The sequence below is a fragment of the Pseudomonas sp. S09G 359 genome (assembly GCF_002843605.1).
In the GTDB taxonomy this organism is placed as follows: domain Bacteria; phylum Pseudomonadota; class Gammaproteobacteria; order Pseudomonadales; family Pseudomonadaceae; genus Aquipseudomonas.
The window spans coordinates 6,127,501-6,139,738 of record NZ_CP025263.1 but is presented as its reverse complement, the minus strand read 5'-3'; the positions used below and the strand labels follow the sequence as shown (position 1 = coordinate 6,139,738).

Below are 12,238 nucleotides of genomic sequence, written 5' to 3'. Positions count from 1 at the left end.
GTTCAAATGTGTTAACTGACCCACCGCTATCGGGGGCAAGCCCCCTCCCACATTTGGTTTTTGTGTTTATCCTGATAGGTAGGTGTTCCTATGATCCGGCCCGTGATGATGACTGTCGAAGCAGGGCTTGCCGCCGAGCAAGACTTGCTGGCCGCCGTTTGCGCCGGTGAGAGGGAATTCGGCCTGCTGTTCTGGCAGCCCAGCGATCAAGCCTTGGTCATGCCGCGCCGTCTGAGCCGCCTGCCGGCGTTTGAAACCGCCAGCCAAATCTCAGCCGATGCCGGTTGGCCAGTATTGCTGCGCGAAACCGGTGGTGAGCCGGTACCGCAATCAGCCGCCACGGTGAATATCGCCCTGGTCTACGCGCCACCGCGCAGTGAGGGCGATCAGGGCCGTATCGAAACCGGTTACCAGCGCCTGTGCCAGCCGATCTGCGATCTGTTGCTCGAGTTGGGCGGCGATGCTTCCGTCGGTGAAATCGACGGAGCGTTCTGCGACGGTCGCTACAATGTCAACCTCAACGGCCGCAAGATGGTCGGCACCGCTCAGCGCTGGCGTCAGAGCGGCGGTCGTCCGGTAGGGTTGGTGCACGGCGCGTTGTTGCTGGATAACGACCGTGAGGCATTGATTGCGGCGGTCAACCGCTTCAATGCAGCCTGCGGCCTCGATCAGCGGGTGCGCGCCGACAGCCATATCGCCCTGCATGAAGCTTTCCCCGCGCCGGATGCGATCAGCCGGCTGGATACCCTGTACCGTCAGATGCTGGCCAGCTTCCTGCCGGTTTAACGGGTACCGAACACCACCATCGTCTTGCCTTTGACGTGCACCAGGTTGCGCTCTTCCAGGTCCTTGAGCACGCGGCCGACCATTTCCCGTGAACAGCCGACAATGCGCCCGATTTCCTGGCGCGTGACCTTGATCTGCATGCCGTCGGGGTGGGTCATGGCGTCGGGCTGCTTGCACAGCTCCAGCAGGCAGCGGGCTACGCGACCGGTGACGTCAAAGAACGCCAGGTCGCCGACCTTGCGCGTGGTGTCGCGCAGGCGCTGGGCGATCTGGCCGCTGAGGGCGTAGAGGATATCGGGGTCGTGCTGGGCCAGTTCGCGGAATTTGGTATAGCTGATCTCGGCCACATCGCATTCGACCTTGGCGCGTACCCAGGCGCTGCGTTCCTGCTCCTTGCCGGCTTGTTCGAACAGCCCCAGCTCCCCAAAGAAATCGCCGGTGTTGAGGTAGGCGATGATCATCTCGCGGCCGTCTTCATCCTCGATCAGAATGGTGACCGAGCCTTTGATGATGAAGAACAGTGTTTCGGAGCGCTCGCCCGCGCAGATGATGTTGTGCTTGGCCGGATAGCGGCGGCGCTGGCAGTGCATCAACAGCTTGTCGAGATTCTTGATCTTGGGTATGGGAGTAAGAGCAACCATGGTTGTATCCCGAAAAGACAGCGCGAAGTGGTTTGAGTTTTTGTATTCATCGGTATCGGCATTGATACACGTTGTATAAAGGGTGGCAATACGCCATCGATTTGGCGCCAGCTTAACAGACACATTCTGTCTCGATTAGCCAATTTACTGGGCGCGCCGCGTTATTGGTCGCTTTGATGGGAAACGCTGTGGTGGACGGGCCCTGTGCTAAGCTGGCGACCCTTTTTTAGCAGTGGAGTCTGGGCGATGAAGGCACGCATCCAATGGGCGGGCGAAGCCATGTTCCTCGGTGAGTCGGGCAGTGGCCATGTAGTGGTCATGGACGGCCCGCCGGAAGCCGGTGGCCGCAACCTGGGCGTACGCCCGATGGAAATGCTCCTGCTCGGTGTAGGCGGTTGCAGCAATTTCGACGTGGTCAGCATCCTGAAAAAATCCCGCCAGGCCGTGGAAAGCTGCGAAGCCTTCCTGGAAGCCGAGCGCGCCACGGAAGACCCGAAGGTGTTCACCAAGATCCACATGCATTTCGTGGTGAAGGGCCGGGCGCTGAAAGAAGCCCAGGTGAAGCGTGCCATCGAGCTGTCGGCCGAGAAGTACTGCTCGGCATCGATCATGCTGGGCGCGGCGGGTGTGGCCATCACCCATGATTACGAAATCATCGAGCTGGGTTGATCCAGGATCGGCCGGCAAAAAAAGGGCGCTTTGAAAGCGCCCTTTTTTGTGGCTCAGATTCGATACGTGCTTTTGGTCATGACCTTGGCCAGCAGGCTCATGCCAAACCGTACCGGCGCCGGAAAGCGGAAACCGCCGGCATCCAGGGCGCTTTCTGCGTGGTGTTCTTCGTCAATGCGCATCTGCTCAAGAATCGCCCGGGACTTTTCGTCTTCGGCCGGCAATTGCTCCAGATGCTCATCCAGGTGCTTGCACACCTGATGTTCGGTGGCGGCGACAAAACCCAGGCTGACCTTGTCGCTGATCAGGCCAGCAGCCGCACCGATGCCAAATGACAAACCATAGAACAGCGGGTTGAGCACGCTGGGGTGGCTGCCCAGTTGGCGGATGCGTTGCTCGCACCAGGCCAGGTGGTCGATTTCTTCCTCGGCCGCATGCTCCATGGCTGCGCGCACCTGTGGCAACTTGGCGGTCAGGGCCTGGCCCTGGTACAGCGCCTGGGCACAGACTTCGCCGGTGTGGTTGATGCGCATCAGGCCGGCGACATGGCGGGTATCGGTCTCGCTCATCTGTGCGTCGGGCTGCACGATGGCGGGGGATGGGCGATACGGCTGGCCGCTGAACGGTAGCAGCGTGCGCATGGCCATGTCGGCTTGCAGCAACAGACGGTCAATCGGCGAGTAGTGACGTTGGGTAGTCATGCTGACCTCCGGGAAGAATCTCGGCGGCCAGTTTACCGCAAGAGAGGGCGAAGCGTTTGCGCTGAGTCAATTGTGGCCAGGGAGCTTGCTCGCGCTCGAGCGCGAAGCGGTCGCAAACTCCCCCATGAGACTCAGCCCGGCGGCCAGTTCATCTGGCGCTGACCCAGCACATGCATATGGATGTGATAAACAGTCTGCCCGCCTTTCGGGTTGCAGTTCATCACCACCCGGAAGCCTTCCTCGCAGCCTTGCTCCAGCGCCAGGCGCTGGGCGGTGAACAGGATATGGCCGGCCAGGGCTTTGTCTTCCTCGGTCAGGTCATTGAGGGTACGGATGTGTTTTTTCGGGATGACCAGGAAATGCACGGGCGCCGCCGGAGCGATGTCCTTGAAGGCCAGGACTTGATCATCTTCGTAGATGATCTCCGCGGGTATTTCTCTGTTGATGATCTTGGTGAACAGAGTATCCACAGCTGTTTCTCCGTTATGAAAGTGCAGGGTGAGTGTACTCAGCCGGTCAGCGCGGGCAATAGGCCTTGTTGATGGCCCCGGCGATCTTGCGGGTCAGCCAGCGCGGGCTGAAGCGCGAGCTGAAGGTCATCCAGCGGTTGCGCCGGCCGGGAATAATGATGGCTTTGTTCCTTTCCAGGGCGCGCACGGTGTAAAGCGCCACTTCTTCCGGGCTCATCAGTTTGTCACTGCGTTCGAGCTTGGCGGTGTCCATTTGCGCGGTGCCGAAGAATGCGGTGCGCGTAGGGCCGGGGCAGAGCACCGAGACCTTGATGCCACAGGTCTTGAGTTCTTCGCGCAGGCCTTCGGAAAAGTGCAGCACATAGGCTTTGCTCGCGTAGTAACTGCTCATCCACGGGCCGGGCTGGAATGCCGCGACGGAGGCGACGTTGAGAATCTGCCCGCCACCCTGCAGCGCCATGGCATTGCCGAGGGCGTGGCACATGCGGGTCAGGGCCAGGATGTTGACTTCGATCAGGTCTTGTTCGGTCATCCAGTCCTGGGCCAGGAACGGCCCGCTGGTGCCGATGCCGGCGCAGTTGACCAGCAGGTCGATCTGCCGTTCGCCTTCTTCAAGCTCCAGCAGGAAACCGGACAAACGCAGTGGCTCGCCCAAGTCGCAGGCCCGAAACAGCACCTCGACACCAAAGCGTTGGGTCAATTCGATTGCAATGCTTTCCAACTGATCACGCTGGCGGGCCACCAGAATCAAGCTGCGGCCGCGGCGGGCCAGTGCTTCGGCCAAAGCCAGGCCGATGCCGCTGGAGGCACCGGTGATCAGAGCGTAACGGGTCATGCCTTTCTCCATCGCAACGCCCCCGGGCCTGTGATGGAGGCATCACAGGCGGCGGGCGTTTCTTCACTGTTCCGGAGAGTCTACAGGTTCGGCCGCTTCGTCAGCACTTTGCGCTTCGTCTTCCTCGACGGTGGCGCCTTGATCGTAGGCTTCATCGGAGGTGATGGAGCTGTTTTCGTAGCTGCTGTCCATATTGGCTTCGAGTTGATCCAGGTAGCCGTTCATGCCCAGGGTGACCACGATGGCCAGCATCACCGGAATAAACGCCAGCCACAGGGTGGCCAACACTTTGACCGCGGTGGAGTTGCGCGGAGGTGGCGCGCCGTACTGGTTGGCGCCTGCATTGCCCGGCAGTACCAGCAGCAGGATCGGGAACACGCTGTTCACCAGCGGGACCAGGTTGAGGAAGTACAACCAGCCGGACCAGCCCAGGTCGTGCAGGCGTTGCACGCCGATTTGCACGCTCACCCAGACCAGCGCCACAAACAGCCCAAGCCCCAGCAACACGCCGAGAAGGGTGCCGGCGGTCGGCGAGGCGGTCGCCACGGCAAAGCTCACGGTGCTGATGATGCCGCCGATGACCAGCATGGCGAGGGTCAATACCAGCGTCCAGGCCAAGTAGCGCAGACGGCCAATGCGCCCGTGGATGGTGAATACCTTGAGGGTGGCGTATTCCGGCAAGTCGTCGCCCACGGCTGCGCGCGGTGGCGCATAGGGTGAGGCAGCCGGGCGCGAGAAATCAGCAGCGGCGGAGTCGGTCTCGTGGGTTTCGGCGAGATTGAAGGCCACCGGTTGCTCGGTTTCGATACGCGCATCGATGCCGGCGTTTTTCAGGGCGGTGAGGTAGGTTTCGGCATCGGGGCGCGACAGGTCGCGTTTCAGCGCGACCGGGCGACCGGTAAACAGCTTCTCGATAGCCGCGACATCACTCTTGAACAGCTCAGCCAGGTTCAGTTTGGCTGTGGTGCTCTCGACGCCCGGGAGCAAGGCCCCATCAAATACAATCTTGAAACGGTTGTCGCTCATGCAGGCATCCTTGTCACTTATTCAGGAAGGTTGTGCAGGCCTGCTCAAACGGCAGGCCTTGCGGTGGGTTCAGCGTGGCCAGCGCAGTTGTGTCGCCTGCTCGCGGGCCTTGCGGTATTCGGCATCCAGGCGGGCAACGAGTTCATCGACGCTGGGCAAATCATCAATTTCACCGACGCCCTGGCCGGCGGACCATACGGTCTTCCAGGCTTTGGCTTCGTCGCTCAACGGCTTGAGCTTGGAACCGAAGTTGACTTCGCCTTTGCCTTGCAAGGCGGCGAGGTCGAAACCGGCGTTTTCCAGGCTCTGGCGCATAAAACTCGCAGGCACGCCGGAGACAGCGGGAGTGTGCACGATGTCGGCGGCGCGCGATGTGAGCAGCATCTCTTTATACGCATCCGGGGCGTGGCTTTCGGTGGTGCCGATAAAGCGCGTGCCGAAATAGGCCAGGTCTGCGCCCAGCAGTTGGGCGGCGAGTATCTCATGCCCATGGTTGAGGCAACCGGCCAGCAGCAGGGTTTTGTCGAAGAACTGACGAATCTCGGCGACCAGCGAGAACGGGCTCCAGGTGCCAGCATGGCCACCGGCGCCTGCGGCCACCGCGATCAGGCCATCCACGCCGGCTTCAGCGGCCTTCTCGGCGTGGCGCCGCGTCGTCACGTCGTGGAACACCAGGCCACCATAGCTGTGTACGGCATCCACCAGTTCCTTGACCGCACCCAGGCTGGTGATGACGATCGGCACTTTGTGCTCCACGCAGATCGCCAGGTCGGCCTCCAGCCGGGGGTTGCTGTTGTGCACGATCAGGTTGACGGCATACGGTGCGGGGTTGTCCAGTTGCGCAAGGCCCGCTTCGATCTCTTCCAGCCAAGCCTTGAAACCACTGCTTTCACGCTGGTTGAGGGCCGGGAAGCTGCCGACCACTCCATTGCGACAGCAGGCCAGGACCAGTTGCGGGTTGGAAATCAGAAACATCGGCGCAGCGACGACAGGCAGGCGCAGACGTTGTTCGAGCAAAGCGGGCAGCGACATTGGAGGTACCCCGAGTAATTGAAATTAGAACGGTTTGACCACGACCAAAATTACGATAGCCAGCAATATCAGAACGGGCACTTCATTGAACCAGCGATAAAAGACATGGCTGCGGGTGTTTTCGCCACGGGCGAAACGTTTTACCTGTGCGCCGCACATGTGGTGGTAGCCGATCAGCAGCACCACCAGGGTCAGCTTGGCGTGGATCCAGCCGCCAGACTGAAAGATCGCGGGGTTGAGGTAGATCAGCCAGCCGCCGAATAACAGGCTGGCGATCATCGCCGGGCCCATGATGCCGCGGTACAGCTTGCGCTCCATGACGCTGAAGCGTTCCTTGCTGACGGTGTCCTCGCTTTGGGCGTGGTAAACGAACAGGCGCGGTAGGTAAAACAGCGCGGCAAACCAGCAGACGATGCTGACAATGTGGAAGGCTTTGATCCATAGATAGAGCATTTCTAGTTATTCCCAGGTTCACGGTAGCCGAGATAGTAGTAGCTCATACGTCCATACGTCACGTTGACGGTTGTCGCAGGACGATACGGCCCCTATTATCGACGGCTTTCCAGTGGGTTCGTTGAGGGCAGGTATATGGTCAAGGTCGGTATCGTCGGCGGCACGGGTTACACCGGTGTCGAATTGCTGCGTCTGTTGGCTCAGCATCCGCAAGCAGAGGTGGTGGTGATTACCTCCCGATCCGAGGCCGGCCTGGCCGTGGCCGATATGTACCCGAACCTGCGAGGCCACTACGACGGCTTGGCGTTCAGCGTGCCGGACATCAAGACACTGGGCGCCTGTGATGTGGTGTTCTTCGCCACGCCTCACGGTGTTGCCCATGCGCTGGCCGGTGAACTGCTGGCCGCCGGCACCAAGGTGATCGACCTCTCCGCCGACTTCCGCTTGCAGGACGCCGATGAGTGGGCCAAGTGGTACGGCCAGCCCCACGGCGCGCCGGAACTGTTGGAAGAGGCGGTGTATGGCCTGCCGGAAGTCAATCGTGAGCAGATCAAGCAAGCGCGCCTGATCGCCGTGCCGGGTTGCTATCCGACTGCGACGCAGCTAGGTTTCCTGCCATTGCTGGAAGCTGGGCTGGCAGATGCTTCGCGCTTGATTGCGGACTGCAAGTCGGGCGTTAGCGGCGCCGGTCGTGGCGCGGCCGTAGGCTCGCTGTACTCCGAAACGTCGGAAAGCATGAAGGCCTATGCGGTAAAAGGGCATCGCCACTTGCCGGAAATTCGCCAGGGGCTGCGTCGTGCTGCCGGTAAGGATGTGGGCCTGACCTTCGTGCCGCACCTGACGCCGATGATCCGTGGCATTCACTCCACGTTGTACGCAACCGTGGTCGACCGCTCGGTTGATCTGCAGGCGCTGTTTGAAAAACGCTACGCCAACGAACCGTTCGTCGACGTAATGCCGGCCGGCAGCCACCCGGAAACCCGCAGCGTGCGCGGCGCCAACGTGTGTCGGATTGCCGTGCACCGTCCGCAGGATGGTGACCTGGTGGTGGTACTGTCGGTGATCGATAACTTGGTCAAGGGCGCGTCGGGCCAGGCGGTGCAGAACATGAACATCCTGTTCGGCCTGGACGAGAAGCTGGGCTTGTCCCACGCGGGCATGCTGCCTTAAGGCTGTTTGGCAGTTAAGCAAAAGGCCCGTTGATCGGGCCTTTTGTGTTTTTAATGGCCGCCGCGCAGATTGATATACCGTAACAATAGTTGACCGCTTTTCTAGGAGAAGCGGATAATGCCGCCCATTACGCATATGGCGGCGTTACGCCGGGAGATTATCAGCATGAGCGTTGAATCCTTCACCCCCACGGCTTTGCAATTCACCCACGGTGCCGCGCACAAGGTGAAGAGCCTGGTCGATGAAGAGGGTAATGATCGCTTGAAGCTGCGCGTATTCGTTACGGGCGGCGGTTGTTCAGGGTTTCAGTACGGTTTTACCTTCGATGAAGATGTGGCCGATGACGACACCATCGTGGAGCGCGAGGGCGTGAGCCTGGTCGTGGACCCGATGAGCTTCCAATACCTGGCGGGTGCCGAGGTGGATTACCAGGAAGGTCTAGAGGGTTCGCGTTTCGTGATCAAGAACCCTAACGCCACCACGACCTGTGGTTGCGGGTCTTCGTTCTCGATCTGATCGGTAACCTGATCTACACCAGATAACAAAACGCCGCTTGGCCCTGATCGGCCAAGCGGCGTTTTGCTGTCTGCCTGGTGTGAAATGTATTCAGGCGGGGTAGATCGCGCCCAATACCCGCAGCCCGCGCGCACCGGTGACGCTCGGGCGGTTGGCGGCGATGCCTTCCAGGCAGCAATGAGCCAGCCAGGCAAAGGCCATGGCTTCGACCCAGTCGGGGTCCACGCCGTAAGTGGCGGTGCTGCTGACCTGGGTATTGGGGAGCAGGGCGGCCAGGCGGCTCATCAGTGTGCCGTTATGGGCGCCGCCACCGCAGACCAACAGGGTTTCTGTGTTGGCTTGGGCGGTTTGCAGGGACTCAACGATGGTCATGGCCGTCAGCTCCAGGAGGGTAGCTTGTACATCCTGGGGGGCGAATGCCGGTAGTTGGCTCAGGTGTTGTTGCAGCCATGGCAGGTTGAACACTTCACGGCCGGTGCTTTTCGGGCCTTGGGTCTGGAAGAACGGGTCGCCGAGCAGCGCGTTGAGTAGCGCAGGCTCTACCTTGCCGCTGGCGGCCCACTGCCCATCGCGATCAAAGTGTTCGCCGCGTTGTTGATGAATCCAGGCGTCCAGCAGAACATTGCCCGGGCCGCAGTCGAAACCGGCTACGGGCTTGCCGGTCTCGATCAGGCTGAGGTTGCTGAAACCTCCGACATTCAATACGGCGCGATTACCGCTGCGCTCGCCAAACAATGCCTCATGAAACGCAGGCACCAGTGGTGCGCCCTGGCCACCGGCCGCGACATCACGACTGCGGAAATCACTGACCACGGTGATGCCGGTCAGCTCGGTGAGCAAGGCCGGGTTGCCGATCTGTACGGTAAAGCCCCGCGCGGGTTCGTGGCGGATGGTCTGGCCGTGGCTGCCAATCGCACGAATAGCCTGGGGCTTGAGGTTTTGCTGGTCGAGCAAGGCGTGAATGCCCTGGGCGGCGAGCTTCACCCAATTCTGCTGGGCGATTGCCGAGCGGGCGATCTCATCCGGGCCACTTGCGCAAAGGCCAAGCAGCTCGATGCGCAGCGCGCTCGGCATGGGAATGTAATGCGTGGCGATCAGCTTGACCGCCGGGGCTTGTTCGATCAGGGCGATGTCCAGGCCATCAAGGCTGGTCCCGGACATGACACCTATATAGAGCGGCATGCCTTAACGCTTCGCCGAGGCTAGCAAGGTGGAGCGCTCCTGGTCCATGCGTGCCATGAGCGGCTGGCTCTGTTGCATGAAGCGCGCACGCTCGGCCTTGGCAATCGGGTCGGCCATCGGCAGCTTCTGGCCCAGTGGGTCAACGTGTACGCCATTGACCTGGAACTCGTAGTGCAAGTGCGGCCCGGTGGACAGGCCTGTGGTGCCGATATAACCGATCACCTGGCCTTGCTTCACGGTGCCGCCAGTCTGCACGCCTTTGGCGAAGCCTTGCATGTGGCCATACAGCGTACGGTAAGTGTTGCCGTGCTGGATGATCACGGTGTTGCCGTAACCGCCGCGGCGCCCGGCCAGCAATACTTTGCCATCACCGGCCGCCTTGATTGGCGTACCGCGAGGGGCGGCATAGTCGACGCCTTTGTGGGCGCGGATTTTGTTCAGAATTGGGTGCTTGCGGCCCATGGAGAAACGCGAGCTAATGCGAGCGAAGTCAACCGGAGTACGGATGAAGGCCTTGCGCATGCTATTGCCGTCAGCAGTGTAGTAGCTGCTGTTGCCTTGTTTGTTGGTGTAGCGCACGGCGGTGTAGGTCTTGCCGCGGTTGGTGAAGCGCGCGGACAGAATGTTGCCGGTGCCCACCACCTTGCCGTTGGCCATCTTCTGTTCGTAGATCACGTCGAATTCGTCGCCCTGGCGGATGTCCTGGGCGAAGTCGATGTCGTAGCCAAATACGCTGGCCATGTCCATGGTCATGCTGTGGGACAGGCCGGCACGCGCGGCGGATTGCGACAACGAGCTGTTGATCACGCCGTGCACATAGGCGGAACGCATCACCGGCTTGGTGGTGATGCGGTTGAAGGCAAAGCCTTTGGCGCCTTTGGTCAGTGTGATGCTTTCGAGGTCACTGACATTGCTGTGCAGGTTGTTCAGCTGGCCGTCGGGGGTGAGTTCGAACTCAAGTTTCTGGCCATGTTTAAGCTGGGTGAACTGCTTGGCCTGTTTGTCGCTGGCCAGCACCTCGTTAACTGTTGCAGCGGGCAGGCCGACCTTCTCGAAGAGGGTCGATAGCGTGTCGCCTTTGGCCACAATCACTTCGCGGTGCTGTGGGTTCTTGGCGACGTCTGCTGCGGGCGGCTGTTGGGTGGCTTGCTGGGTGTCTTCAGGGGTGGTTTGTATCTGCGCGAAGGGTGACTCGGTTGGCGCATTTGTGGCTTGTTGGGCGTCGGAAGCGTCTTGATCTTGTGTGAGTTGTTCAACCGGGCTTTCCAGGTCAAGGCTCAGGGATGTTCGTTTGGCTTCTACGTCACTGGAAGGGAATACCAGGAGTGCCAGGCTGAGAAGGGCGGCGATACCACTTGCGGCCAGCAAGTGGGTCTTCGGGTAAAGCGGCGGCGCTTTAGACGGTTCAGTGGTCATAAGTAATTTTGACTTTGAAGATGAAATGGAAAAGATGAATGACATGATGAAGATGAAATAACTGTATAAAATATAACCAAATCATCTGTGGCGCAAGCTCGCGAATGCTGGGCTTGCTGAACGGTGTCCGTGCGCAGGGCAAAACTTGTAATTAGTCCCTGATCTTGTATGGTTGGTTCCCTTTTGAATCTGAGCCTTGCGGGTCTGTTATGAAGTCGGTTGAAGAGCAGCTAGCGCTGATAAAACGTGGTGCGGAAGAACTGTTGGTCGAAGCGGAGCTGATCGAAAAGCTCAAGCGTGGCCAGCCCCTGCGTATCAAGGCCGGCTTTGATCCGACGGCGCCGGATCTGCACCTGGGTCATACCGTGCTTATTAATAAGCTGCGTCAGTTCCAGGAGCTGGGGCATCAGGTCATCTTCCTTATAGGTGACTTCACCGGGATGATCGGTGACCCGAGCGGCAAGAGCGCGACGCGCCCGCCGCTGACGCGTGAGCAAGTTCTCGATAATGCCGAGACCTACAAGACTCAGGTGTTCAAGATTCTCGACCCGGCCAAAACCGAAGTGGCATTCAACTCCACTTGGATGGACCAGATGGGGCCGGCGGATTTCATTCGCTTGACGTCCCAGTACACCGTGGCGCGCATGCTTGAGCGTGATGACTTTGACAAGCGCTACTCCACCAACCAGCCGATCGCGATTCATGAGTTCCTGTATCCGCTGGTTCAGGGCTACGACTCGGTGGCGTTGCGTGCGGATGTCGAGCTGGGCGGTACCGACCAGAAGTTCAACCTGCTGATGGGGCGTGAGTTGCAGCGCGCCTATGGGCAGGAAGCACAGTGCATTCTGACCATGCCGTTGCTGGAAGGGTTGGATGGCGTCAAGAAGATGTCCAAGTCCCTGGGTAACTATGTAGGTATCCAGGAAGCGCCGGGTGTGATGTACGGCAAGCTGGTTTCGATTCCTGATGCGTTGATGTGGCGCTACTTCGAGCTGTTGAGCTTCCGCTCGATGGACGAGATCAATGCGCTGCGTGCGGATGTCGAGGCAGGTACCAACCCGCGTGATGTGAAAATCAAGCTGGCGGAAGAGATTGTTGCGCGCTTTCATGGTGAGGAGGCTGCGGCCAATGCTCACCGTGCCGCAGGCAATCGTATGAAGGATGGCGAGCTGCCGGATGACCTGCCAGAGATCGAGCTGAGCGCTGCTGAAGCGATGCCGATTGCTGCTGTCCTTAATAAGGCGGGCCTGGTGAAGAACTCGGCGGTTGCGCGTGACCTTCTGGGTTCCGGCGGTGTGCGTATAGATGGTGAGGTGGTAGATCGCACCTTTATATACCAGC

14 protein-coding genes (1 of these 14 cut by a window edge) are annotated in these 12,238 nt (G+C 60.1%); 5 read left to right on the top strand and 9 right to left on the bottom strand.

What is annotated here, in order from left to right; translation table 11 throughout:
• Positions 1–90: 90 nt before the first annotated feature.
• Entirely contained in the window at positions 91–786 is a 696-nt protein-coding gene (locus tag CXQ82_RS28290; RefSeq protein ID WP_101273241.1) for a lipoate--protein ligase family protein, read from the top strand.
• Here CXQ82_RS28290 and crp read toward each other — a convergent pair.
• Entirely contained in the window at positions 783–1,427 is a 645-nt protein-coding gene (crp, locus tag CXQ82_RS28285; protein WP_101273240.1) for a cAMP-activated global transcriptional regulator CRP, read from the bottom strand. The two genes, CXQ82_RS28290 and crp, sit on opposite strands and share 4 nt — an antisense overlap.
• Positions 1,428–1,673: 246 nt before the next feature.
• On the opposite strand from crp, the gene CXQ82_RS28280 reads away from it, so the two are divergent.
• The gene (locus CXQ82_RS28280) at positions 1,674–2,096 is read left to right on the top strand and encodes an OsmC family protein (protein ID WP_005792019.1); all 423 of its coding nucleotides are present in this window, start codon (positions 1,674–1,676) and stop codon (positions 2,094–2,096) included.
• 53 nt (positions 2,097–2,149) lie between these two features.
• Here the strand turns inward: CXQ82_RS28280 and coq7 are convergent, their stop codons facing one another.
• The 6 genes from coq7 to hemJ form a co-directional block, all read right to left on the bottom strand.
• Positions 2,150–2,797 carry a 2-polyprenyl-3-methyl-6-methoxy-1,4-benzoquinone monooxygenase gene (coq7, locus tag CXQ82_RS28275; RefSeq protein ID WP_017739622.1) on the bottom strand — a complete coding sequence of 216 codons (648 nt, stop codon included), beginning with the start codon at positions 2,795–2,797 and terminating at the stop codon, positions 2,150–2,152.
• Between the two features lie 131 nt (positions 2,798–2,928).
• Positions 2,929–3,267, bottom strand: coding sequence for a histidine triad nucleotide-binding protein (locus CXQ82_RS28270; protein WP_101273239.1), 339 nt, complete (start codon positions 3,265–3,267; stop codon positions 2,929–2,931).
• A 46-nt stretch (positions 3,268–3,313) separates the two neighbouring features.
• On the bottom strand, positions 3,314–4,102 hold the full coding sequence (locus tag CXQ82_RS28265; protein WP_101273238.1) for an SDR family oxidoreductase: 789 nt from the start codon (positions 4,100–4,102) through the stop codon (positions 3,314–3,316).
• A gap of 63 nt (positions 4,103–4,165) precedes the next feature.
• Positions 4,166–5,128: a DUF805 domain-containing protein gene (locus tag CXQ82_RS28260; protein WP_101273237.1), complete on the bottom strand. Its 963-nt coding sequence runs from the start codon at positions 5,126–5,128 to the stop codon at positions 4,166–4,168.
• Between the two features lie 69 nt (positions 5,129–5,197).
• Positions 5,198–6,160 carry a nitronate monooxygenase family protein gene (locus CXQ82_RS28255; RefSeq protein WP_101273236.1) on the bottom strand — a complete coding sequence of 321 codons (963 nt, stop codon included), beginning with the start codon at positions 6,158–6,160 and terminating at the stop codon, positions 5,198–5,200.
• 24 nt (positions 6,161–6,184) lie between these two features.
• The gene (gene hemJ / locus CXQ82_RS28250; RefSeq protein WP_101273235.1) at positions 6,185–6,613 is read right to left on the bottom strand and encodes a protoporphyrinogen oxidase HemJ; all 429 of its coding nucleotides are present in this window, start codon (positions 6,611–6,613) and stop codon (positions 6,185–6,187) included.
• Positions 6,614–6,748: 135 nt separating this feature from the next.
• Between hemJ and argC the strand changes: the two genes are divergently transcribed.
• Both argC and erpA read left to right on the top strand, forming a co-directional pair.
• Positions 6,749–7,783 (top strand): N-acetyl-gamma-glutamyl-phosphate reductase, encoded by a 1,035-nt coding sequence (gene argC, locus CXQ82_RS28245; RefSeq protein WP_010206935.1) that lies wholly within the window; start codon positions 6,749–6,751, stop codon positions 7,781–7,783.
• Between the two features lie 165 nt (positions 7,784–7,948).
• Complete coding sequence (gene erpA, locus CXQ82_RS28240) at positions 7,949–8,299, top strand: iron-sulfur cluster insertion protein ErpA (protein WP_003176443.1); 351 nt, start codon at positions 7,949–7,951, stop codon at positions 8,297–8,299.
• A gap of 90 nt (positions 8,300–8,389) precedes the next feature.
• On the opposite strand, the gene CXQ82_RS28235 is transcribed toward erpA, so the two are convergent.
• Positions 8,390–9,481, bottom strand: a complete 1,092-nt coding sequence (locus tag CXQ82_RS28235) for an anhydro-N-acetylmuramic acid kinase (RefSeq protein ID WP_101273234.1) — start codon at positions 9,479–9,481, stop codon at positions 8,390–8,392.
• Positions 9,482–9,484: 3 nt separating this feature from the next.
• On the bottom strand, positions 9,485–10,897 hold the full coding sequence (locus tag CXQ82_RS28230; protein ID WP_101273233.1) for a peptidoglycan DD-metalloendopeptidase family protein: 1,413 nt from the start codon (positions 10,895–10,897) through the stop codon (positions 9,485–9,487).
• A 209-nt stretch (positions 10,898–11,106) separates the two neighbouring features.
• On the opposite strand from CXQ82_RS28230, the gene tyrS reads away from it, so the two are divergent.
• Positions 11,107–12,238 carry the 5' portion of a tyrosine--tRNA ligase gene (gene tyrS, locus CXQ82_RS28225; protein WP_101273232.1) on the top strand. Its footprint extends 68 nt past the window's final position, so 1,132 of the gene's 1,200 nt are visible here — the first part of the coding sequence; it begins with the start codon at positions 11,107–11,109; its stop codon lies off the right edge, out of view.

What these genes read in the sequence shown, in the direction of transcription:
- CXQ82_RS28260 (WP_101273237.1), bottom strand. Translation starts at nt 5,128, where the DNA reads ATGAGCGACAACCGTTTCAAGATTGTATTTGATGGGGCCTTGCTCCCG.
- erpA (WP_003176443.1), top strand. Translation starts at nt 7,949, where the DNA reads ATGAGCGTTGAATCCTTCACCCCCACGGCTTTGCAATTCACCCACGGT.
- CXQ82_RS28280 (WP_005792019.1), top strand. Translation starts at nt 1,674, where the DNA reads ATGAAGGCACGCATCCAATGGGCGGGCGAAGCCATGTTCCTCGGTGAG.
- CXQ82_RS28235 (WP_101273234.1), bottom strand. Translation starts at nt 9,481, where the DNA reads ATGCCGCTCTATATAGGTGTCATGTCCGGGACCAGCCTTGATGGCCTG.
- CXQ82_RS28255 (WP_101273236.1), bottom strand. Translation starts at nt 6,160, where the DNA reads ATGTCGCTGCCCGCTTTGCTCGAACAACGTCTGCGCCTGCCTGTCGTC.
- CXQ82_RS28265 (WP_101273238.1), bottom strand. Translation starts at nt 4,102, where the DNA reads ATGACCCGTTACGCTCTGATCACCGGTGCCTCCAGCGGCATCGGCCTG.
- coq7 (WP_017739622.1), bottom strand. Translation starts at nt 2,797, where the DNA reads ATGACTACCCAACGTCACTACTCGCCGATTGACCGTCTGTTGCTGCAA.
- CXQ82_RS28230 (WP_101273233.1), bottom strand. Translation starts at nt 10,897, where the DNA reads ATGACCACTGAACCGTCTAAAGCGCCGCCGCTTTACCCGAAGACCCAC.
- argC (WP_010206935.1), top strand. Translation starts at nt 6,749, where the DNA reads ATGGTCAAGGTCGGTATCGTCGGCGGCACGGGTTACACCGGTGTCGAA.
- hemJ (WP_101273235.1), bottom strand. Translation starts at nt 6,613, where the DNA reads ATGCTCTATCTATGGATCAAAGCCTTCCACATTGTCAGCATCGTCTGC.
- CXQ82_RS28290 (WP_101273241.1), top strand. Translation starts at nt 91, where the DNA reads ATGATCCGGCCCGTGATGATGACTGTCGAAGCAGGGCTTGCCGCCGAG.
- crp (WP_101273240.1), bottom strand. Translation starts at nt 1,427, where the DNA reads ATGGTTGCTCTTACTCCCATACCCAAGATCAAGAATCTCGACAAGCTG.